The organism is Syntrophobotulus glycolicus DSM 8271, from assembly GCF_000190635.1.
Classification (GTDB): Bacteria; Bacillota; Desulfitobacteriia; order Desulfitobacteriales; family Syntrophobotulaceae; genus Syntrophobotulus; species Syntrophobotulus glycolicus.
Window position 1 is genome coordinate 3,009,064 of sequence record NC_015172.1, and the last position, 21,448, is coordinate 3,030,511.

Annotated in this window: 26 protein-coding genes; 4 read left to right on the top strand and 22 right to left on the bottom strand. The window is 52.6% G+C overall.

All coding sequences use genetic code 11. The features are described from left to right. Positions 1–131: 131 nt before the first annotated feature. The 17 genes from SGLY_RS14880 to SGLY_RS14960 form a co-directional block, all read right to left on the bottom strand. Positions 132–875, bottom strand: coding sequence for a phage head morphogenesis protein (locus SGLY_RS14880; RefSeq protein ID WP_013623773.1), 744 nt, complete (start codon positions 873–875; stop codon positions 132–134). Further along, positions 868–2,481 carry a DUF935 domain-containing protein gene (locus SGLY_RS14885; protein WP_013623772.1) on the bottom strand — a complete coding sequence of 538 codons (1,614 nt, stop codon included), beginning with the start codon at positions 2,479–2,481 and terminating at the stop codon, positions 868–870. Before SGLY_RS14885 ends, SGLY_RS14880 begins: the two co-directional genes overlap by 8 nt. Positions 2,482–2,495: 14 nt before the next feature. Further along, on the bottom strand, positions 2,496–4,256 hold the full coding sequence (terL, locus tag SGLY_RS14890; RefSeq protein WP_013623771.1) for a phage terminase large subunit: 1,761 nt from the start codon (positions 4,254–4,256) through the stop codon (positions 2,496–2,498). Next, positions 4,249–4,809: a DUF3486 family protein gene (locus tag SGLY_RS14895; protein ID WP_013623770.1), complete on the bottom strand. Its 561-nt coding sequence runs from the start codon at positions 4,807–4,809 to the stop codon at positions 4,249–4,251. The genes terL and SGLY_RS14895 overlap by 8 nt, the downstream gene beginning before the upstream one ends. Then, on the bottom strand, positions 4,809–5,123 hold the full coding sequence (locus tag SGLY_RS14900) for a hypothetical protein (RefSeq protein ID WP_013623769.1): 315 nt from the start codon (positions 5,121–5,123) through the stop codon (positions 4,809–4,811). The genes SGLY_RS14895 and SGLY_RS14900 overlap by 1 nt, the downstream gene beginning before the upstream one ends. A 4-nt stretch (positions 5,124–5,127) precedes the next feature. Further along, entirely contained in the window at positions 5,128–5,424 is a 297-nt protein-coding gene (locus SGLY_RS14905; protein ID WP_013623768.1) for a hypothetical protein, read from the bottom strand. A 12-nt stretch (positions 5,425–5,436) separates the two neighbouring features. Then, the gene (locus SGLY_RS14910) at positions 5,437–5,871 is read right to left on the bottom strand and encodes a hypothetical protein (RefSeq protein ID WP_013623767.1); all 435 of its coding nucleotides are present in this window, start codon (positions 5,869–5,871) and stop codon (positions 5,437–5,439) included. 120 nt (positions 5,872–5,991) lie between these two features. Continuing rightward, positions 5,992–6,321, bottom strand: a complete 330-nt coding sequence (locus tag SGLY_RS14915; protein WP_013623766.1) for a Mor transcription activator family protein — start codon at positions 6,319–6,321, stop codon at positions 5,992–5,994. A gap of 18 nt (positions 6,322–6,339) precedes the next feature. After that, a complete protein-coding gene (locus SGLY_RS17260) occupies positions 6,340–7,830 on the bottom strand; it encodes an N-acetylmuramoyl-L-alanine amidase (protein WP_013623765.1) in 1,491 nt (496 codons plus the stop codon). A gap of 12 nt (positions 7,831–7,842) precedes the next feature. Continuing rightward, positions 7,843–8,229 carry a hypothetical protein gene (locus SGLY_RS14925; protein WP_013623764.1) on the bottom strand — a complete coding sequence of 129 codons (387 nt, stop codon included), beginning with the start codon at positions 8,227–8,229 and terminating at the stop codon, positions 7,843–7,845. Beyond that, complete coding sequence (locus SGLY_RS14930; RefSeq protein WP_013623763.1) at positions 8,204–8,674, bottom strand: regulatory protein GemA; 471 nt, start codon at positions 8,672–8,674, stop codon at positions 8,204–8,206. Before SGLY_RS14930 ends, SGLY_RS14925 begins: the two co-directional genes overlap by 26 nt. 11 nt (positions 8,675–8,685) lie before the next feature. After that, positions 8,686–9,198: a host-nuclease inhibitor Gam family protein gene (locus SGLY_RS14935; protein WP_013623762.1), complete on the bottom strand. Its 513-nt coding sequence runs from the start codon at positions 9,196–9,198 to the stop codon at positions 8,686–8,688. After that, positions 9,198–9,506, bottom strand: a complete 309-nt coding sequence (locus SGLY_RS14940) for a hypothetical protein (RefSeq protein WP_013623761.1) — start codon at positions 9,504–9,506, stop codon at positions 9,198–9,200. The genes SGLY_RS14935 and SGLY_RS14940 overlap by 1 nt, the downstream gene beginning before the upstream one ends. 20 nt (positions 9,507–9,526) lie before the next feature. Further along, positions 9,527–10,501 carry an AAA family ATPase gene (locus tag SGLY_RS14945; RefSeq protein ID WP_041444955.1) on the bottom strand — a complete coding sequence of 325 codons (975 nt, stop codon included), beginning with the start codon at positions 10,499–10,501 and terminating at the stop codon, positions 9,527–9,529. A 17-nt stretch (positions 10,502–10,518) separates the two neighbouring features. After that, complete coding sequence (locus SGLY_RS14950) at positions 10,519–12,603, bottom strand: Mu transposase C-terminal domain-containing protein (RefSeq protein ID WP_013623759.1); 2,085 nt, start codon at positions 12,601–12,603, stop codon at positions 10,519–10,521. Between the two features lie 158 nt (positions 12,604–12,761). After that, on the bottom strand, positions 12,762–13,073 hold the full coding sequence (locus SGLY_RS14955; RefSeq protein WP_013623758.1) for a hypothetical protein: 312 nt from the start codon (positions 13,071–13,073) through the stop codon (positions 12,762–12,764). Between the two features lie 13 nt (positions 13,074–13,086). Then, positions 13,087–13,305 (bottom strand): helix-turn-helix domain-containing protein, encoded by a 219-nt coding sequence (locus SGLY_RS14960; protein WP_013623757.1) that lies wholly within the window; start codon positions 13,303–13,305, stop codon positions 13,087–13,089. Positions 13,306–13,435: 130 nt separating this feature from the next. Between SGLY_RS14960 and SGLY_RS17960 the strand changes: the two genes are divergently transcribed. Further along, entirely contained in the window at positions 13,436–13,618 is a 183-nt protein-coding gene (locus tag SGLY_RS17960) for a hypothetical protein (RefSeq protein WP_148228055.1), read from the top strand. Positions 13,619–13,815: 197 nt separating this feature from the next. Here SGLY_RS17960 and SGLY_RS14970 read toward each other — a convergent pair whose 3' ends face one another. Beyond that, entirely contained in the window at positions 13,816–14,058 is a 243-nt protein-coding gene (locus tag SGLY_RS14970) for a DUF6906 family protein (RefSeq protein WP_013623755.1), read from the bottom strand. A gap of 154 nt (positions 14,059–14,212) precedes the next feature. Between SGLY_RS14970 and SGLY_RS17265 the strand changes: the two genes are divergently transcribed. The 3 genes from SGLY_RS17265 to SGLY_RS14985 all read left to right on the top strand — a co-directional run bounded on the left by SGLY_RS17265 (position 14,213) and on the right by SGLY_RS14985 (position 16,009). Continuing rightward, complete coding sequence (locus SGLY_RS17265) at positions 14,213–14,647, top strand: helix-turn-helix domain-containing protein (RefSeq protein ID WP_013623754.1); 435 nt, start codon at positions 14,213–14,215, stop codon at positions 14,645–14,647. A gap of 876 nt (positions 14,648–15,523) precedes the next feature. After that, complete coding sequence (locus SGLY_RS14980) at positions 15,524–15,748, top strand: DUF1659 domain-containing protein (RefSeq protein WP_013626029.1); 225 nt, start codon at positions 15,524–15,526, stop codon at positions 15,746–15,748. Between the two features lie 33 nt (positions 15,749–15,781). Then, on the top strand, positions 15,782–16,009 hold the full coding sequence (locus SGLY_RS14985; RefSeq protein ID WP_013626030.1) for a DUF2922 domain-containing protein: 228 nt from the start codon (positions 15,782–15,784) through the stop codon (positions 16,007–16,009). 106 nt (positions 16,010–16,115) lie between these two features. On the opposite strand, the gene SGLY_RS14990 is transcribed toward SGLY_RS14985, so the two are convergent. The 4 genes from SGLY_RS14990 to SGLY_RS15005 form a co-directional block, all read right to left on the bottom strand. Next, positions 16,116–17,300, bottom strand: a complete 1,185-nt coding sequence (locus SGLY_RS14990) for an ABC transporter permease (protein ID WP_013626031.1) — start codon at positions 17,298–17,300, stop codon at positions 16,116–16,118. A gap of 13 nt (positions 17,301–17,313) precedes the next feature. After that, positions 17,314–18,333, bottom strand: coding sequence for an HlyD family secretion protein (locus SGLY_RS14995; protein ID WP_013626032.1), 1,020 nt, complete (start codon positions 18,331–18,333; stop codon positions 17,314–17,316). A 30-nt stretch (positions 18,334–18,363) separates the two neighbouring features. Beyond that, positions 18,364–19,005: a TetR/AcrR family transcriptional regulator gene (locus SGLY_RS15000; RefSeq protein WP_013626033.1), complete on the bottom strand. Its 642-nt coding sequence runs from the start codon at positions 19,003–19,005 to the stop codon at positions 18,364–18,366. Positions 19,006–19,232: 227 nt separating this feature from the next. Continuing rightward, positions 19,233–21,404, bottom strand: coding sequence for a cell wall-binding repeat-containing protein (locus SGLY_RS15005; protein WP_013626034.1), 2,172 nt, complete (start codon positions 21,402–21,404; stop codon positions 19,233–19,235). Between the last annotated feature and the right edge of the window lie 44 nt (positions 21,405–21,448).

Below are 21,448 nucleotides of genomic sequence, written 5' to 3' on the forward strand. Positions count from 1 at the left end.
ACCTCGCTATCACCTTGCTTTTTAGAATCGCTTCTAACCCCGTTAGCACGCGTTATAACGCCCGTTAGAATTCTTTTAGGTATATTTTGCCTTACTCGATGGATAAACTACTAAATTGGGCCTTTTAACGCTTATTGTTTGTCTTTGGCTTTCACGCTCCTCTCAAATGCCTTCTTCAAGGTTTCCGGGTATCCCTTGAGGTCGGGTGTAAACTGCACCTTCGCGGGATTCGTCGAGAAGCTCGGGTCGGGCAGGATGTTCACGAAGCGTCCGTCCCGGAGCTCTGCCGCCTTCGGATTCTCTGTCTCCACCTTGAGCCCCCGCTGCTCGACCTGTCTTTTGGAGAGCGAGCGCACGGTGCAGCGGCATCGGAAGCCGTTCGGCGGATACCATGTGTCCCATACCGGGGAATCTGCCGGGAAGACCCTTCCGTCCATCGCAAGGTGTGAGGGACGGGTGCTCGTGTCGTTCACTGCGTCATATATCCAATAAGGCCGGAGCTTCAGGACATCCGGGTCGGTCATTTGCCTGTAGTGCCCGACTTGATACGCCGTTTGAATGTTCGTCCTGAAGATATTGTCCGCTTGGAAGTTCGTAATTCCTTCGTACCCTTGAGCCTCAAGGAACCCGTTCATTCTGTCCCGGAAGCTCCGCATCGTTTCTCCTTCCTCAATCGCCCGGAGGAGCTCGTCGTGAAACTTCTTGAGAACTTGAACCTTTGTATAGCCCGAGACGGTGAAGGCGAGGGACTGATACTCCGCCGCGATTTCCGAGAACTGCTTCGCTGTGACAGGGATTTTACCCCTGAAGTATTCGACCGCCTCCTCGAAGGTTATCTCCTTGTTCCGGGAGATAACGCTCTCAACTTCATTCATCCCGTATCACCCGCCCCTCAAGGTCTGCATATAGCATCGCCTTTTGAAGGAGCTCCTCAATGTCTTTGACATCCATTTCCCCGGCAAGCCGCTCGACGAGCTCCTCGTTTTCAAAGAGTTTCTTGACAGCGTCGAGGTCTTCGGTGTTGTCAAGCATCTTGAGAACGGGAGCGAAAAGCTTCTTGAACAGGCCCGAGCTCTGTTTGATTGCCGCTGCCGTGAGGCCGTCGATGCGCTGCTGCGTTCCCGGCTCTCCGGCTGCCTGTCCCTTGAGTTCGACCTTTTCGGCTCCGGCTGCCGTTGCTTCATTGGTGACGACCTCCGCCGTTTGCTCCTTCATCGGGATGGGTAGGGCGGAGCCTTTGCTCGGAGCTGCCACTTCCTCACCGTTTTCCGGCTTCGGGATGGAGAACTTCTTATATAGGTGAGAGGTCGGGACTTTGAGCCCAATACTGCAAATCAGTTTCTCATAGATGTCGACCGTTTCCTTGAGGTCTCCGGCCTCCTCGCAATCGTAACGGATGTACGGAATGCGCCTGTCCTCGCCAAAATTGAAGAGGACGAGGGGTCGGATAAGGTCACGGCGGAGCGTCGCGGCAAGAGCCTTGCAGTCTGCGACCGTGAGGTCGTGACGGACTTCGTTGTGCGTCTTGCTTTGTGCGTAGCTGCCGCCCCCGGAGTCGCTGGTGAGCGTCTGTCCAAGGATAGCTTTTGACATCTGCTCGTCACAGTACCGGGCGAGCCGTTCGTATATGTCGAGGCTTGATGTCTTGCTGGACTCCTTGAACTCGATTTCCGTCCCGTCCGGGATGATGCCCGCCGCATCGGAGCCGATCTGAACGAGGGCTCGCATGAGAGCGGCCTTGTCTTCCTCGCTTGCGCCCTGGGCGTACTTGCCGAGGCGAAGGGGCATCCCGAAGACCTCGCAAAAGCTGACCCAATCCTTCAGGTCGTAGTTTTTGAAGAGGTACATCCACGCGACGACCCTCAGAACGCCCGCCCTTGACGGGTGTCCGCTGCGGGCCTTGTAGCGGTGGATTATAAACTTGTTCTCAGGGACAATGATGCCGCTCGGGTATTCCTTGGTGACGACTTTGAAGTTGTCCTCCGCATCCCAAAAGAAACGCTTCTGATGTCTGTTCTTGATTTCCTTGACAACGACTCGGCCATCGTCATAGTCCCATATGATTTCAGAGACCGCGATGCCTTTGCCGATTGCGTCAAGCAAGTCCATCGCCATGTCCTCGAAGTTTTCGAGGCTCTCGATTTCCTGCGCCACGAACTCGGCGATTTCCTTGTCCCGCTCGTCATCCGCATCAAAGGGGATAACTTCAAAGTCGAGGCCCGTGACGGCGTTCTTGCGGGTCTGAAGCTGCGAGAAGAGATGCGGGTCTTTTTCCTCCATCTCCTCGAAGAGCTCCATCTGCCGGAGGACATCCCCGGCGTCCGCTTCCTTGAAGATGGTTGCCAGCTTGACGGGCGTGAGGCCGTTGCTCGGGTAGTCCGAATATTTGTCCTGTACCTGTGCGACCGCGATTTCCGTGAGGTCGGGCCTTCTCAGGGCCGGAGCTTTCGTCTGCTGCTGCCTTTGTTTCTTTTTGCTCAATCCGTCTCACCTCCTTAATACGAGCCGTTTCTGAATTTGAGAGCCCGGCTGATGACGGACTTGTAATCGACCTTTGTCCCGACCTTCAGCTCAAGGGCGGCCCTCACGGCCATCTCAAGAGCGTCCGGCCCGTCGTCGTTCTTGCCCATCGGGTATTCCTTCATCTGCTGAAGGAGGGTCTTGTGCTTCTCGTTGAATTTGATGTACCCGTTCTTGACGAACGGCTGCAAGGACTGAATTCTCAAGTCCTTGTTTTGGATGCTGTTGACCTCCTCAATCGGGAGGTACTCTCCGGCCTCCGCGCTGCGCTGCGCCATGACGTCCTTGAAAAAGTGCTGAAACTGCACCGTCTCGACCCGGAACTTGGCAAAGGGCTTTTTGTAGTCACGCCGGAGCCGCTTTGAGGTCTCGATTGCGTCTTCGATGATGACATCCGGCTTGCGCTTCTCAATAGAGGCGACGACCACATACATATAGCCCGTGCGGGTGTCCTTCGCGAGGCCGATGATTGCCGACGTGTCGCTCTTCTTGTTCTTGCCGAGGGATGGGTCATTCGCCCCCACAAAGAGGAAGCGGCCATCCGAGAAGTCGACCTCGTCGTCTTTGTAATAACTGAACCATTCCTCGTTGAATGCACAGCTTTCGGGGTCGATAGGGTCGTTCTGGATTTCACTGTTGAAGCTGCTCTCGCCTTCAGATACCCGGATAACCATGAGGTCGTAATAAGAGAGCTTGGCTTCCCACAAAACCTCCGTCCCTTCGAGCATCTCCTCGCGATTCGCCTCAAAGAACGCCTTCGCGTCTTCCTGCCTGTCGTCATTGTTTAGGTCGGTATAAATTGCCTCCCATGCCGACCAGAGCTTTTCATTCTTTGCAAAACTGATGACGCCCCTATACTTGACCGTCTTGTACTGCGGATTCTTCGCAACATTGGCGAGCAGCGCGTCGAAGTGGAGGAGCGTCCCGATATATACAATGTCGGTGTAGGTGTCGCCCGCCTTCGACACGGCCTTATAAAACCAATTGCGGAGCTTTTTCCGTTGCTCCGGGGTGTTGACGTTCTCGTCGTTTTCGAGGTCGTCGCAAAGGATAAGGTCAGGACGCCATTGCTTGTGACGCCGTCCACGGATTTTCTTGCCGCTGCCGATAGCCTCAATCTTCACGCCGTTTGAAAGCAGGATGACTCCGGCCTTCCAAACCTTGCCCTGCATATCCCCGAAGTCTTCCCGGAGAGCTGCGTTTTCCTCATACTCCGTCTTGATGTCGGTGAGGAACCCCTCGGCCTGTTCGGAGCTGTCCGAGAGGATGATGATGTAATGCTTGTAACCGTAGGCCGAAGCGTGGACGGTGTCCTTGAAGGTGAACGTCGTCGACTTGGCGTGACCACGGGGAGCCTCAATCGCTCTCCGGCATCCTTCCGCCCGGGAGATTTCTTTCGCGTCCCGGATTGCGTTCTTGCCCTTCATCACGCCATCCTCCCAAATGTCGTCAAGCTCCCCGTGAAACTTCGGGGACTCCCTGACAAAATAGTGGGGGAGGTATGCCCGGCCAAAATATTCAAGGTCGAAGGCCCCGAGGCGTTTCCTCAGTCCCTTCTCACCTGTGAGCTCGGCTCCGTCTTGGTACTCCTTGAAGAGCTGCGCCCGTTCCTTTTGGTGTTTGCCTTCCCGTGTCGCGTATGTCTCGAAAAGCTCCCGCTGATATTGCCTATTGGCGACCTCCTCGCGGTCTTCCGGCTCTTCAAGTTTTTCGATGTATTCCTTGAGGTTAATCATCTGTCAGTATCTTCTCACGGGCCTTTTGGAGGACTGCGTGCAGCTCTCGGGTGAGCTGCGGGTCTGACTTGATTGCCTTTGTCAGGTCGTCCTCAAGGGCCTCGAAAGCAAGCTCCATCTTAGTTTTATAATCCCGTTTGACCTTCTGCTCATAAACTCCCACACGGGAAAGGGAGGCGATGAGCCGCCCGGCCTTGTCAAGCGGCATCTCCGCGAAGTCATCCTCCGCCGTTGACACCCTCTGCATCAAGCCGTCCATCAAGACCATCCTCGACGCCTTTGTGAAGTCGAGGTCGGGATTTTTCTCGACGGCTGCGGCGATTGCTTTTGTCCGTTCAAGGGTCTCGGCGACACGCTGCGCCGCCTGATTCGCACGGATAGCATACCGCCCGACCGCGCTTTTGCTGACGTTGTAACCCTCCGACTTGAGCCATGCTGCAATCTCTTCGTAGGTGTTGGACGTGTCGAGGAGCTGCGCGTCGAGCTGCTCCTTGATGTCGTCCGGGAGCTGTGTGATTTTTGAGCTGACCCTTGTCCGTCTTCTCTCGGCCATTACACATCAACTCCCGGGTCGTCGATTGTCCCTTCGACGAGGTCAACTCCTTTTTTCGTGAGTTTGATGACCGCATCCTTGCGGTATGCGTTGTACGCATTAACCGACCTGTCGACAAAAGCGATGTATTCGCCCTCCTTCAGATAATCGAGATGCTTGCTGATGTCCGGGGAGACAATCATTCCGTCCGCGACGAGTGCGTTCGTTATCTGCCGGAGGAGCAGCGTGTTTTGATGACCCTTGACGAGGCTCCTGATGATATAGCCGCGAATCGCCTTATTGCGGCTAACCTCAAGCTCATTCATCTCATCCATGTTGTCACCCCTCCTTTGTTACTTTGTAGTGCAGTATCTTATCAAGCTTTGCGTTCATGTCGCCCATCTGCTTGTCGACGTTGTTGAGCGTTCGGATGAAGTCCTCCCTTAAGACATAGACAAGAGGGAGGTCACTCTTCAGCTCGGAAAGCTCGGTCTTGACCTTCTCAATGTCATCCGAGTTTTTCTTGATTGCGTCCTTCATGTCACCGATTGCGGTCTTGACCGCCCAACCAATGAGCGCGATGACAAGCGTCGTGATGGTCTGAAGCGCGAACATGAAAATTTGACTTGCTTCCATGCCCTCACTCCTTTATTGCGTCATCGCCTTCAGTTCGAGCACCTTCTCCTCAATGAGCTTGGAGAGATAGTCCTTGAAGCTGCCGAGGTTTTCCTCGATGATTTTTTGAGCCTCCGGCTTTAATGCCGCCGAGATTTCTTCCGCCGCCTGTTTTGACAGGGCGACAAGCTCGGAACGGTCGACCTTGCCGTCTTTGACGGCTTCCCTGAGACTCTTTGCCGTGGTCTGCTCAATGGCGGCCACGGTGACGGTCGTCAGCTCTTCGACATCCTGAAGGGCGTTGTTGAGCAGGCGGCGCGCTTCCTCGTCTTTGAGCTGCGCGGTTTGCGCCTTCACCTTTTCGGTCAGCTTTCGGATGCCGTATGTAGCATACGCCGCAAGAAGACCGATGAGGGCGAGGACGAGGGTGACGACGACATCGCTTGCCATTGTCTGAATGGTTTCCATCTTGACTCCTCCTTTGCAATTTTGGGAATAAAATAACCATAGGAGCGAAGCTCCTATGGTTAATGTTACCTTATGCCTTGTGAAGTTTATATGTGTAGCACTTCTGAGAATTGATTCTTATTACACGGCCTTTTCATCCCCCGGGCCGGGCAAATCAAAGAGGGAAAGCTGACCTTCGGCGTGGCCGTCGCCGCATAACTGTCGTACCCATCGCTCGGTTACATCGTACTTCTTGGCGAGCTCCATGTGATTGTACCCGTTGAACTCCTCTCTAATCCTCGCGTCTCTGACCGGGCGGACGACACTTTCAGTCTTCGGCAGGTATATCGTTGAACCGCCGACGAGCTGTGTGAGCTTGACGAGATTCTCGACGCCGATTGCTTCCGCTATTTCCCTGTAAAGGCCCTCGGGAATCTGTTCGAGCGTGAGCTCTTTTGCTAATGCGTCCATACCGCGACCTCCTGAATCTTATTTACACATTTTGCCGAGTATCCCGAAGACCTCCCCGATTGTGATTGTGTCCCCGAGCTTGGCCGACCAGTATTCCGGGCTACTGATGACGCCCGCCGCGACCAGCTTGTCAAAGCCGTCGCGCTGCCACCGGGGAACGCTTGACTCCTCCTGCGGCGTTTCTTGGGGAGGAGGGAGGACAACGGGCTCCTTCAATATGGCATTGAGTATCTTGATGATGTCGGCTCCGTAGCCGTTGCCCGGATACGCCCATCCGGCCCCGTTGGGATTGTCTCCGGCTCCCAGCCACTCAATATATATTGCGGAGCCTCTCTTGACTAAACCGAAGCGAGGGTCGACGCACGCCTGTTTTAACGCTTCTGTGCTGGCATACGCCTTCAGGTGTTGTATTTGTGCCCTGGCTCCGAGTCTCGGGCTCTCAAAGCTTGCGGCCTGTCCTTGGCTGTTTCCGTTTAAGGCTCCGATACCTGCGTAATTGTTTTGCTCAGGAAGGACGATGCCGCCATATTTGAAGCACCCTGTCTCCTTGAGGGACTGAGCCCAAGCAACATCCGCCCTCACACCTTCAACTTCTGCCTCCTCGACGAATATCTTCGCCAGCTCCTCAATAGTGCAGGAGGGAAGGAGAGGTTTTGGATTTACCTTCAGCGCGTAGGCTGCCATCTGCGCCGCCGTCGCCTCCGTCTTGCCCATGATGAGCGTCCCCTGTTCCTTTGGCTCTTCCTTCGGCGGCTGCGGTACAGAGGAGGAAAGAGGATAAACCTTTTGGCCCTTCTCATCAAACACGCTGTACCCCGGATTCTTGTCGCATTCCACCTTTGCATTCTCAAGGATTCTGTACGCTCCAACCTGAGACTTTGCATCCTCCCAAGTTTTCCGCACCCTGTAGAGCTGCTCTGCGGGAACTGCGCCCTTTTCAATGTACGTCACGCCGAGGAGCTCGCAAATGACCTTTACTTGAGCCTCAGCCATGCTTTCAAGGTTAGCGTCCACCTTCAGGAACGCCTCGTCCACTGCGTTGTCGTGGAACCCGTTTTCAATCAGGAATACGTGCGGCACGCCAGCAGCCACGGCGGAACGGATAACTCCGTAATAATCATATCCTTTGGTTGTCTCCGATTCTCTTGTCTTGGCTCCCCGGTCATTATTCCCCATGACCTTTGAGACCGCTGCCGAAAGTTTTCCGGCCCAAGCCTTGTCTTGGGCGATGCGGACTGAATAGAAGCACTCTACTCCACGGGCTTGACCATTGGCGGCGTTGGAGTGTTCGCTGATGAAGACGTCGCTCCCTTTGGCACGCTTGCCGCGCTCATCAAGACTCGGGTCTTCGTTTTCCGACCTTGTCAGACTGGCATCAATCCCGCACCTGATGAGGGCGTTTCTGAGGAAGTTTGAGAGCTTCCACATCCCGGCATATTCATAATACCCGGTAGGGCCTTTATTCACATTCCCCGGAGCGTGGCCGGGGTCGATGGTTACTTTTTTCATACCGATTCCTCCTTATAATCTCATAATTGGAGCAAATACCTTATCGACATACTCTCCGATGGTGTATTGTGCGCGACCCTCCGCTTTGAGGGCCTCCGTGAACTTCCTTGTCTCAAGCGCAATCTTGAGGGCCTTGAGGACTCCGACCTGCTCCGGCGTGACCTCTCGCATGTCCTTGCCGACCATGTTGAAGACGGCCTGGTAAAGGTAGAATGCGAGGTCTGCTTTTTCTTCGGCGGCCTCCCACTCTGTGAGGATTTCCTTTGCAAACTTCTTGCGGTTGAGCTTTGGCTTGTCGGGAGGGATGACGCCCTTTTCCTGAAGTCTCTTTTTAGCCTCAGCCCGGGCCGCCTTCTCGCGTGCGGTCATTTTCTTAGGTTTCTTTGTTTTCCCCGGCATCGCCTTCCTCCTTCCTGTCGACCATCTTCTTGAGGGCCTCAATGAGCTTGTGGCTCTGCGGAACTGTCAGCCATTCGATGCGGTCGACCTTGAACATCTTTTTGACAAAGCCGTTGATTCGGTCATTGTTGTTGTTCCATCCGAGCTCCCCGGTGAGGGCGTAAATCTTGCGGCGGAGCTTCTCGGTCTGAGGATTGCCGCCCTCGTCCGTCCGCTTGCCGCGCTCAGCCCGGTTGACATCGTCCTTCATGTTGGAGAGTACCCGGCACACCTTGTCGACTTCGCCCTGCGTCAGCTTCCTCATGCTGTCCTTGCCCGTCTCCCGCCCGATGATGCCGTACAGGTCTTCATCGTCAAGGGAGAGCTCCGGGGACTTCGCGAGCCCCCAAATGGTGCGGATAGAATAGCGGGGGCGATTGCGCCCCCCATATGCTTTCCCTGCCATAACACCGCCTCCTAACGCTGTAAAGCTTGCAGCTTCTCCCGGTCGGTCTCATACCAAAAGGTGTCTTCTTTTTTCAGCGACGCTCCGACCCGGAGGATTTCGTCCTCGGTGTACTTCTTGAGTATGTCCTTGTTGATGGTCTCGGTAACAACGATGCAGTCGTTCATCTTGCGGGACTTGAGGCTCTTGATGATTGCCGCGAGCTTTTCCTTCGCCTTCGGGAGTATAACCTTCGTGCTCATGCGGAAGCCCGTCTTTCCGAAGTTCAGCGTCTTTGTCTTGCCGTCGAGCTCTCCCCGGTGCTCCTCAACAAACGCCTTGATGTCCTTGCCGATAGCGGCGATGCGGTCTTGAATAGGTTTCGCCTCCTGCGCCGCCGTGAGCTTAATGCCTTGAATCTGCTTGTTCATTTCGCCCTCTATGTCCACGAGGTCAAGCTCAGCCTCGGCGATTTCCTTGAGGGCGGCGTCGACCTCTTCCCATGTCTTATAGACCGGGGCCTCCTTGATTCTTGTCCTTGCCATTACTTTTCACCTCTTTCGATGTCTGATAGTGTGACGGTTGCGAGTTTGCCTTCCGGGGTAGTGAAGCTCACCCCGACGACCTTCCCGGCCCGAACCTCGAACCCGAGGCCGAGCTGCCTGTGAAACAGTTCAAAGACTTCGACCGGGAGCTCCTCAACGGACTGAGCCTCCCTGATGGGGAGGCAGTTCATCGAGACCGCTGTGAGAATGTTCTGCTTGACCGTCGCCTTGCTGTCGAGCCCTTGTTCGAGGCAGGTGAGGCCGACCGTTACGGCCTCGTCGATTTTTAATGCCGCTGTGCTTCTCATTGTTTATCCTCCTTCCGTCCTTAAAGCATCATCATGTTAGATGCTTGATTGATGATGGTCAGCGTGATTCTGGACTCCCCGCGCTCCTTCATGATGCGGAAAACGTTGTTGAGCGTGCGGTCGAGGAGTCGGAAGCAGCCTGTTTGATGGTTGCACGCCCGGGACTTCAGCTCCGCAAGGGCGTCCTCCTCGACTTCGTAACCTTCGAGGAAGTTATCGACCTCCTTGCCGGAGAGCCCCTTGAGGCTTGCGTAAAAGTCGACGCGATTCGCGAAGCGGGTGAGGTAGGACTTTATCTGCGCTTCGAGCTTCGGCTCGCCCGCGATGACCATGCCGACATCGGACTGGTCGAATATGGCCCGGAGAATTTCCATCTTCTTTTGTGTGTACTTGGAGATGAGCTTGTCCGCCTCGTCGATAATAAGCAGATAACCGCGATTGACGTTGAAGAACTCCCTGATTCCGTTAACGCGCTTCCATATCGTCCCGTAGGTGGTAGGGATGCCGAGAGCCCTTTCGATGGACTCCACGAGGTCTCTTGAGCTCATGGTGTCGTCGCATTCGATATAGGCGACCCGGGGCATCTTGGAGTAATACTTGAGGGCGTGGGTCTTGCCGAAGCCAGACTTTCCGACCACGATGCCGAGCCCGATGTACTCCTGACAGGAATTGCATACGCCGATGATGTTCTGCGCGTCCCGGCTCTCAAAGAAGCTCTTCCGCTTTGTGAAATTGACGACCTTCGCTCTTTCGGCAGTTGCGGCAACGAGCTCCTCACCCGTTACCTCCGCGAGGAAGGCGGTGAGCTTCGCTTCAAGCTCCGTCGCGTCGCTGTCGTATTTCCCGGAAAGATACCGGGAGACCGTCGTCCGTGAATAGTTGATGGTGCTCGCGAGGTCTGTGATGGTCTTGCCTTCGCGTTTAATGTACTCGTTGACCTTGTCTGCAAGAGTTTTAATTTCGCCTGTGTAGGCTTTTGCTGCCGTTGCTTCCATTTTGTTATCCCCTTTCATTATCCGAGTGCTCTCAGTCTCTCAAGGACTGATTGAGCCTTTTGATTGAAGAACTCGTCATCGGAGTCCTTGTGCTGCTTTTGCTTCTTAGAAACACTTCCGGCCTTGAGCTCCTCACGGAACTCCTTATCGTCCGGGAGCTGGATAAGGTTGTCGTTCCTCTTAGCCCTGACCGCGAGGTCTAAACCGCCGACCACGGCGGGAGTGCCTTGTCCGTCCTGCACCCGGAGCTCGTATGGTGTTTGATACCACTCAAGGTCTTCTTTCGTCTCGCGAATCTGCCGCTTTTGCTTCTTGAGGTGCTCTTCGAGCGTGGCCTGTGACATGCGGGGCGCGAACTGTAGTAGTTCAGCCGAGACAGCCTCGCAAATCTTCTTGCCGTTCTTGTCAAAGACATAGAGCTTGGTGACGTCATCGATGTCCCATTTGATGTTGACGGTCTGCCCGATGTAGTGGCAGAGCTCATAATCCGTGTAGAGCGTGCCGAACTTGATAATCCCTTGATTGCGGACGAGGGCGGTGTCGGCCTTCATTAGGAGCATCGCTGCATATTCCCTCAGAGGAGCTGCTTTGACGTACCGCTCGGCGTTCTCAAAGAGCTCAATCGGAGTGACCCATTTCTCGCGAGCATCTTTAAGGCCCCGGTGTTCCCGGACGTGGTACTTCTCGTTCTTCCACTTTGTCCAGAGTGCGTAAAACTCTTCCATTGTGAGGAGCTCACCGCGCTCAAGCATTCCGGGGATGTCCTTCTTCCGCTTACCCGAAGTTTTCGACCCGGTGAGTGTGCCGACATAGGAGGCCATCCATTTTGTGAACATACTGCACACCGTCCCGAAGAAACGCTCCATTTGCGCCTTGCCCCACGGCTCATAAGGGAGAGACCTTGACCAGTCTTCAATCCCTATGGAGCGGTAGAAGCCTTTTGTTTCGCTGTCGAAGTCAAGTTCCTGCATCTTGCGCTCCTTGCGGTTTTGCCCTGTGTTGGTCTCCGCTGTGTAGTCCTTGCCGTTGTCAATGTGCAGGTGTTTCGGCACGCCGCCCGGATTGGAGTAGAGCATCTTGACGAGGCTTTCCTTGAGTATCTGCGAGTTGGCGTCGACACACATCACATCGCCCATGATGCAGCGGCTCCGTGTGTCAACCCATGCAACAAGCTTCGGTCGGATTGCCTTGATTTTCCCGTTCGGGCTTGTGTACTGCACCCAGCAGTCGAAGGTGTGGCCGTCGCCCTGTACGAACTCCATGACCGCGAGGGCCGAAGCGTCACGCTTACCCTTGAGCATCCGGGCATTTTTGAACTCTCTCATTCCGTTGGCGGCGAGATAGTGGGCGTTGCGTCCCCGGAGCTCGTCCATGATGTACTTGATATACCGGGCCACTGTCTTGATGGAGGGATAGCCTTCCCATCCGCTCTCCTTGGCGACCTCCTCGAATTTCGTGTAAAGCATCTCAATCGTGCCCTGATTCTGTGCGAAGTCCTTATTAAACCAAATGTTCTCAATAATAGCCTTCTGCTTGTCCGTCAAGCTTGGAAAGGTGTACGACTGCTTCGGTTTCCGGCATAGGGTGAGCACCTTGAAGAAGTCGAAATTCCGGCCCTCTTCCTTTTCAAGCTTCAGAGCCCACGCGCTCGCTTCGAGGTATCCCTCGGCGTAGCGGTAGAGCGTCCGCTGACTGACTCCAAGCCTTGCGGCGAACTCCTCGGCGAAAGCCGTGCGCTCACCTTCTCCATAAGCGACGAACTCCTGAATCTGCTTTGAGAGCTCGACCGCCTCATAATATTCCCGCTTGTGACTCTCTATGTACCAATTGAGGTCGATATCGAGATACCACGGGGCCTCTTGTGCCTTCTGTTCGATAACAACATCCCTCCCGTCTACTTTTTTTGCTGCCTTGTGGGCCTTCCTTGCTTTGGTGGAGAGGGAGGACAGGGCGACCGTTACCCGGTCTTTGCCGCCGTTCTCTCCCGGCTCCGTTAATGTCTTGAACGCTTTTGGATTGCGCTTGATTCTTTGGACTAATGTGTTGTACTTGATTCCTTCAAGCTCTGCCGCTGTTTCCAGTGTGACGAATGTTTCCGGCAAACCCCTCTCCCTCCTTTCACATTGAACCGTGTCCGCTGCCGTGGTATAATGGCAGGAGAAGATTTTTCGTGAGTCTTCTGGTAAGAGAGCCTGTTCGAGTGGTGTCGGTATGGCTCTCTTTCCTTTTGACCTGATTCCTCATGATGCCATCCCCCCGGTCACGCACTTTTTGTCACCTTTGCCGACTTGATTTTGCCGATGTGCTCCTCAACCTTCCTGAGCTCCTCATGAAGATAGGTGTTTATGTCGCTCAAGGTTTCGATGTTTGCCTGTTTTAAGCTGATGCAATCGAACAAGTCCTCAATATCCTTCTGGATTTCCTTTTGAACCTGCTCGGCTTGCCGCTTGAGCTCGTTCTGCTTCCTTTCCAGAATGATGAGCTTGGTCTCATCGGTGAGCGTCTTACCGCTCATCCCCATCCCGGCCTTGAGACTTTCCAGCTCAAAAAGAAATTCATTGACATTCTTCAAAGTTATTCCTCCTTCATGCTATTTTTTTAAACGATTCCGGGTCTAAATCAAGCACCCTCGCGATACCTTGGAGGTACTTATCCCCCGACCTGTCTCCGTATAGGATGAGATTGAGGTACTTGTTGCTTGTTCCGACCTCTTGTGCGAGCTGCACCTGTGTCATGCCTTTTTCTATGAGCGTTTTCTTAACCAACACGCCGAAGGCGGTCAGTTGTCTCTTGTTGCGCTGCATCAAGCATCCTCCTTCCTGCGCTCTTAGAATTACTTCCGTTTCAAAGTTTGTGAAGTGTTTCGAGTAGTTACTTCCACCTTTTGGCTCTATAATGAGATTGCGGCCATATCATAGAGAGGGGGTGGTAATAATGGATGCTAAAGCTTTTGCTCGTGAATTGGTTGCCGACTTCAAAAAGATGTACCCTGAATACTTCAAGGAAGAAAATGAGTTAATTCCTCAAATGGTCGGCGCAATTTCGCTTATCGCATCTCTGGCGATTGAGAAACATGAGCGGGAGAGTCACCCAAAACATAATTCTCAATCTCTTTGAGAAACTTCAACAACTTCGCGCCGTCTTTTTCGAAAGGGCAATCGCAAGGAGACGTCTGTTCCGAAGGCGTCTCTTTTACTTGCACCAATGCGATGAGCTCCTCGACAATCTCGCAGTCTCTGACCGCCTCGGCGAACTCCTTCTCATAGCCTTCCTTCGGGGTATCCATGCCATAGGTCTTGGAATAACAAAGGCGGTTATGCCATGCCATATCTTTCTGTTCTTTGAGGTACTGAAGGATTGTTTTCATTCCGTTTCCTCCTTTCGCCGCCGCTCTGTTTTCCGAGCGTTGCGGGGATTGTTCTTGTCTTACCCGAGTATTTGTGTACCACTTCGAGCCCTTCGGTCGTCGCCTTCACGACGAGCCAGTTCTCATAATTCAGTCCGGCCTCTTTAAGGCGTATCTTCTGAGCCCGTGTCGGACGCTTTCCGTGTTTCAAAATTTTACCTCCTTCCTGTTCAATTTTCTTTAATCTTCCTCTCAGGTGTGGTATGATTTCCTTGATATATTTCTCTATCAGTCTTATTTTATACAACAACTGAGAGGAAGTCAAGCATAAATCTCTCACTTGTTGTAAGAAGGGAGGATAAACGATGATAGAAATTGAAAAGGTAGGGGAAAGGATAGCGGCCCGTCTCGCAGAGCTCAATCAAATACAGGCCGACCTTTGCCGAGCAACTGGAATGTCTAACAACGCTATCAGTCAGTACGTCACAGGAAAGCGCACGCCTGACACGCTCTCGCTTTATAAAATTGCTTCTTCTTTGGGTGTTTCGATGGAATGGATTCTAACAGGTGAGAACAAACAAGGGAGGGTTAATACAACAAATGAGAGGGCGGGCTTAATGGAACTAACCAAAAAGGAGGCCGACCTTATTGCTATGTTTCGCGCGCTGGACGACCGCGACAAGGAGTATGTTAATAGCACTATTGAGATGCTTTACAGTAAAGCAGTTAAAAAGGGAACGTTATCCGGCTCGATGAGTGGAGGAACAGGGGAAGAGGCAGCCGCAAGTGAAGCTGTTTAATTTTTGTGCTTCTTTGATAGATTTATCTATCTGTTTTTGTCACATTGAAAATCGCCTTTGACGCGCCGATGTAAGTGCCGAAAACCCTTGATATTACGGCAATGTGACAGCTTTTTTGCGATTACATAGCTTTGTCACTTTGAATGAGCCGCCTTTTTGCCTCTTTTTGAGGGTTATCCGCACGGGCGCGCACGGGGAAAGTAACGCGCTGACACCTGAGAAATGCCGTATTTTCGCACTTCTTCGCACGCCCCGCCGCTGCATTTAACACTCACTAACGCTCCGTTAGCACGCCGACCGTCTCGACTTCATTGTCCTTTGATGTTATAATGCAAATATGAGCCGCGATGATGTCCTTTATCCCCCTTGCTGCTGGGGCTTCCGGGACTATCTGAGTGGCTCACACTTTGTAAAAATGCTTATTTTATGCGGTTTTCCGGCCTCGTTGATTAGTTGATAATTGACGCGATGCCCGACAACTCCACGACCACCACGCCCCCTCAAGGCATAAAAAAGACGACATCAATTCACTCGATGCCGTTCTCAATATTTCTGTCACGGATTTCCTTCCATATCCCTCACAAACCCGCATAAATACTGTCTTTTCTCGGTGTCTCCCGACACATCCCGTCTTATCCCGTTTTGTCAATTATCTTGTCTGAGTACATTTATCTTCAGACCGACCGGTCAGTCAGCTTGAACTTCCTCTATTTTACTTCTTTCTCTCTGGGGGAGTCAATCCCTTCATCGACCGGATTTGGATTTTTTTCTCTCTTTTTTCTCTCTTTTGGAACCCTTTTCTCCTGTCCGCATATAGTGTTAAGGACAAGCCGCTGAAGGCGAGTCAAAAATTTCAGAAAGATGAGGAGAAAGATTATGGCAGTATTATCCGCCCCGCTTGATTCGGTTTTAACTGTTCGCTACCAGACCGGGACATCGGCCGGTGGCTCCCCAGTGATCAGACAAAAAAACATCGGCGGCATTAAATCCGGCGCCGCCGATCAAGATCTCTATGAGATCGCCCAGGCTTTATTCAGCCTGGTGGACTACCCCCCTGTAGAAATCCGCCGCAACCACCAATCCAATTTAATCGATCAATAATTCCCGCACCATCGAATGGAAAGGAGCATCCAAATGTCTATAAGCTCAACCAGAATTCTCCGCCTGGCTTTTACCAACGCTGGGGGAACAACCTTCAGCCTCACCCTTCCCCAGCCCAGAGCAGACCTGACGGCTGAAGAAATCGAAGTAGTCATGAACCAGATCATTGCCAAAAATATGTTCAGCACCAAAGGGGGCGACCTGGTGGAGATCAATGATATCAAGATCATTGATACGACCACCGACGACCTGTTCGATTGACCGGAGTCCGGTCAAGGGTCTGTCCGCTGAACCCAGCGCTGAAACCAGCAGGGATAACCGCCATGGGCGGTTATCCCTGCCATTATCCCCCAAACAGCATGTTTGACTACAGGCTGTTTTCCATTTTAAGCGTATTCTGACTGCTGTACCTGGACCCCTGCAGCTTGACCAGCAGACCCGATACCGGGATGAGCACCGCCGCGATAGCCGCGAGCACCAAAATACTGGGGCAGACCTCTTCCAGACCGATCCCCATCAGGGCGATATCCCGGACATCGTTGACCAGGTAAGTCAGCGGAAGAATCCGGTTCAGCACCCAGGCCAGCCCGTGCATCGAGCTGAGCGGCCAGGTAAAACCGGAAAACAAAAAGGACGGTACGGCGACCAGCATCGCGTATTGGGTGGCTTCAAGCTCGCCTTTGCAGATCAGGGAAAGGAGAATCCCCAGTCCTGAAACGGCCAGAATGAACGCCCCGAATAACAGCTCCAGAGCCAGCAGGCTTCCCCGGAAGGGAATCTTGTAAAATAAAATACACATGCTGAGAACCAGGTTCATGCTGAACATATTGATCAGGAGATAGGATATGACCTTGGCGGCGATGATTTGCACGACACTGTATTGTTCCAGAAGCGCGGGGAAAAGCTTCTGTTCCTTTTCCCGGCAGAAAGAGATCGCCACGTACATGAAGACCATCTGTTGAATTGCCGTCCCCATTAAGCCCAGGAGAAGAAAATTCGCATAATTGTAGGTGGGATTGTACAAAATTTTTGTTCTGAAGCTTAGCGGGATTGCCTCGCCCCGGACCGCGTCCTGGGCTGCGCCCTGCACCGCCCCCAAGGTCTTCATGCTTATCCCCGCTGAGATGGTCGCCACTATCTCATTGGCTGAGGAAACCACGGAATTGCTGTACATCATGTTTGTTCCGTTGACCATGATCAGGACCTCAGAGCCCTGTCTCTTCTTGAGGCTCTGGTCCAGATCCTCCGGGATCACCACTCCCGCCACGGCCTGCCGGGAATCGATCATCTCTTGCACTTCCTGTTCAGTGCCGACCTCGGCGATAATTTTGAACCGGTCCGTATCCTGGAAGCCCTGAACGATCGTCCTGCTGGTCTCGGTCTGGGCAAAGTCCAGGATTACCGTGGGAATCTGATTGACGACATGAGGAGAATACATATAGCCGAAAAGGAAAAGATAGAGCAGCGGCATAAAACACATGACCAAAAAAATTTTTTTATTTCTCCTGATATACCCGAACTCTCTGAGCGCTAAGGAGGCGATCGTTTTCATCCTGCTTCTCCTCCTAGAATTTTACGGAGACATTCATCCCCGGCTTCAGCTCCGCGGAATCAGTCCGTATTTTCACATTGTAAGAGATAATGTCCTTTTCTCCCCGGTCATTGGTGGCTCGCGCCGTGGCAAACTCCGGCTTGCTGCTGATGTCCTCTATCGTTCCCTTGATGGTCTTCCCTTCTTCACCGGGCAGGTAAACCTCCAGCGGGTTTCCCACCGCCAGCTGCCCGAGCAGATTCTGCGGAACCTTGAGATTGACCCAGTTCTCCTGATAATCCGTGACCGACATCAGGGCAAAGCCGCTGGAGACCAGCTCCTTCTCTTCGATATTGACCGCTGTGATGACACCGTCACAGGGGGCCTTGATCACCGTCTCCTTCAGATTGTTCCTGACGATCTGCAGATCGGCTTGGCTCTTGTCCAGTGCCGCCTGCGCGCTCCGGGCGTCGGCCCGGTAAAGGTCAACCTGAGTCTGAGCGGCTCCTGCTGTAGCTAAGTCCCCTTCAGCGGCCGCGACCCCGGCCTGAGCGGCGTCATAATCATGCTTGGCCTTATCCAGGTCCATTTGGGAAATCGCCCCGCTTTTCCACAGCTCCTCCAGGCGCTGATAAGTTTTTTCCGCCAGGACCTCATCGGCCTGAGCCTTAGCCAGACCGGCCCGGGCCTTCTCCAGCGCCGCCCCGGACGAAGCTTCGGCGTAATCCACGGCGGCCCCGGCTTTGGCGATACTTCCCTCGGCGGCCGCAATCCCGGCCAGCACCTGCTGTTCATTTCCCTTCAGGTCGCTGTCGTCAATCTGAGCCAGGACATCCCCCGCTTTGACGGTCTGGCCTTCCTTCACCTTGATTTGGATCACCCGGCCCGGGATCTTGGTGCTGACCTCAACTGTTTTTGCTTCCGCCTTACCTGTAAGCTCCCGGCTGCCGTCACTGCTGTGCACAACCCCGCTGAGCAGGAATACCATGGCAACGGCCGCCCCTACTACTCCCAGCCCGATGAAAACCTTGTAGCTCCTCTTGATTGCCGACATCTGCTTTCCCTCCACTCTGTACTGCTCTGTCTACATTATTCCGTTAAACACAAAATCAATAATATGTTCCAGCCGTTTGTCCATCATTTCTTCCTGACTGATCCCGCAGTCCGCTATCCGTCTGAAGGTTTCATTATGGGTAAAATAAATCAGGCATAAGGCATCAATACTCAATAAGGTCTGGGCGATATCCAGATCGGGCTTAATGAGGCCTTCCTCAATCCCGGCCCGCAGAATATCATTGATCTGCTCCTCATACCTGTTGCGCACCTCATAAAGCAGGGTATCCTTGTATCTGCCCCGGTTTAAGGCTTCCCAGCCGATCAGCCTGACAAATTGTTCATTGCCGGCCAAAAAATGAAAGTAATTGCTGACCGCCTTTCTGATATTTTCCCGGGGACCTGCCGCGGCGTCAAAGTCCAGGGAGCTGACATAACCGACCTTACTGAGATTTGACCTGAGAACCTCCACATAGAGGTCCTCCTTATTGCCGAAATAATGATAGATCATCCGTTTGTTGATTTCTGCCGTTTCCGCTATCTCATCAATTCTGGCCCCGTCCAGTCCTTTCTCCGAGAAAATATCGGTGGCAGCCTTGAGGATACGGACTTTGCTTTCTTCGGCCCGGCATTGATCGGTTGGCACACTGTTTTTCTTTTTGATTATTCTCAACCCTTCACCTCTGACCTGATTCCCTAATAAAGGTAAGTAACTATGTAGTTACTTACCTTTATTATTTTAATCCAACTTTTTTCAATGTCAACCGATCCTAGAAATATTTTCTATGTATCCCGCTGTAATCAACTAGATGAAGCGGACTGCGGCACAATGAACTTTTTAGTCCATTGTGCCGCAGTCCCGTTGAGGCGATATCCTGAAACTATTTCTGTCTTACCGTTTTAATACTCGTCCGTGGCGGCAGAAGCCCTGTTGGAATAATCACTTGTACCGCGACTGTTGTACGCTTTTACCTTATAATAATAGGTCTCATCAGCATCCAGATCGTCATCCACATAATAAGTTTCGTCAATGATCCCGATATTGGTATAGGTACCGGCCGCCGATGTCGACCTGTAGATATAATATAAATCGGCATTCTTAACTTTATCCCAGCTCAGCTCGATCTCGCTGGAGCTTACGGCTTCAGCTTCCAGATCGTCCGGGACTGACGGGATCCCCTCCGAACCAGTGTCTATATCTTCGTCCTCATCCTGATCCTGATCTTGATCCTGAAAACTTCCCAATACCGCGTCGGATACTGCGCCGGTCCCGCCGAAGGCGATAATCTGCTGCGGTTCTTTGCTCTTAATATAGTCCAATGTCGCGGTATTGACAGTAGAACCGACCAGGAAAATCGGCTCGCTTTTTAGCGAGGCCAAGGCCACACCAGCCAATACGTCGGGGTAATCCTGACCGGTCGCCAGATAGCAGGCGTCAAACTTCAGATCGGTCTGAAAGGCTTTAATCACCGCAAGATTTGTTGTATAGGGGTCGGTACCGGTCAGGCGGTCAGGCGACGGGAGCTGGTCAAAAACAGCGGCGCTTACAGAATCGGTAGTCCCCACCAGCGTGGTACTGGAGAAATTTTCATTGAGGTATATTTTTATCTCTTCCCTGAGACTGTCTTTTGGGGTCAACAGAATGGGATAGCCCTTAATCGCCGCAATAGAAGCAATGGATAAAGCATCGGGAAAATCCAGACCAGTGGCAACGACCGCATGCCTGTTTGGATTTGTTTCGGCTCTGTATTGGCTGATCACTTTTGCTACTTTTAAAGAGGTATCATAGCGATCCGCTCCGGCGATCCGTGTTGCCGCGATTCCCATATCCCTGATGGTTTGCTCGACATCATAAGAAATGACCCCGGTCCCCCCGATAATATAGACACTTTTGACCTTTAACTTCAGCAACTGGGCCCGGGTCTGGCTTTCCAGGCTGTTTTTAGACGTCAAAAGAATCGGTGCATTATATTGATAAGCCAGAGGAGCGCTGCATAAAGCATCGGGATATTGCTCCCCGCTAACGATAACAGCGTAGTAGGAGGTTGTCCAGCCTGTCTCCGCCACTTTGGCCGCCGTATCATACCTGTTTCCACCGGCAATACGCCTCGCATCTCCGACCGTACCCGATGCCGAGTCACTGTCAGACGCCGTCGTGGCATGGGCAGCATTGGAATAAGTGCTGGTCTCAGAAGAACCGTTTTTTACCTGAACCTTATAATAGTAAGTCGTGCCGGCAGAAAGAGAACTGTCGGTATAGGAAGTACTGCTCACTGTGGTAATTTTGCTGTAGGTGCCGGAGGAGGAAAGAGCCCTGTACACATAATAAACGTCCGCGTCATCGACCTCATCCCAGGTCAGCTTGATCTGAGAGGCACTTTTGCTCTCCGCCTTGAGATTCTCCGGAGCGTCGGCGCCTCCGTTCTTATCCGTAGTCGCGTAAACCTTGTCGGAATAAGCACTGGTACCGGCACTGCTATGGGCCCGTACTTTATAGTAATACTTTTTACCGGGGTCCAGATCCTCATCATCGGTATAAGATGTTCCCTTGATTGAACCGATCTTGGAGTAAGTGCCGTTGGATGATATGGAACGATAAACATAATAAGAGGTCGCATCATCGACCTTTTCCCAGGTCAGTTTGATTTGAGCGGAACCTTTGGCTGTCGCTTTGAGATCGTCCGGCGCGTCCAAGTCGCTCTCTTCCTCTGTCTTGACATAAGCGATAGAAGAATAACCGCTGGTGCCAGCGCTGTTATGAGCCCGTACCTTGTAATAATATTTTTTACCAGCATCCAAATCCTCATCATCAAGATAGGATGTTTCATCCGTGGAGCCGATTTTGGAATAAGTACCGTTGGATGATACGGAACGGTAGATATAATAAGAGGTTGCATCATCAGCTTCTTCCCAGGTCAGATAAATCTCACTTGCACTATAGACGTCAGCTTTAAGTCCATCCGGAGTATCCGGGGTACTAAGTGCAAAACTGCTTTGCGGAAAGATCCCAGCAATTAAGAAAAAAGTAACAAAGACTGAAATTTCAAGCATTTTTTTCTTGACTAAGCTCAAAATTACCCCTCCCAATTAAAATAACAGTAGTCAAATACTTTAAG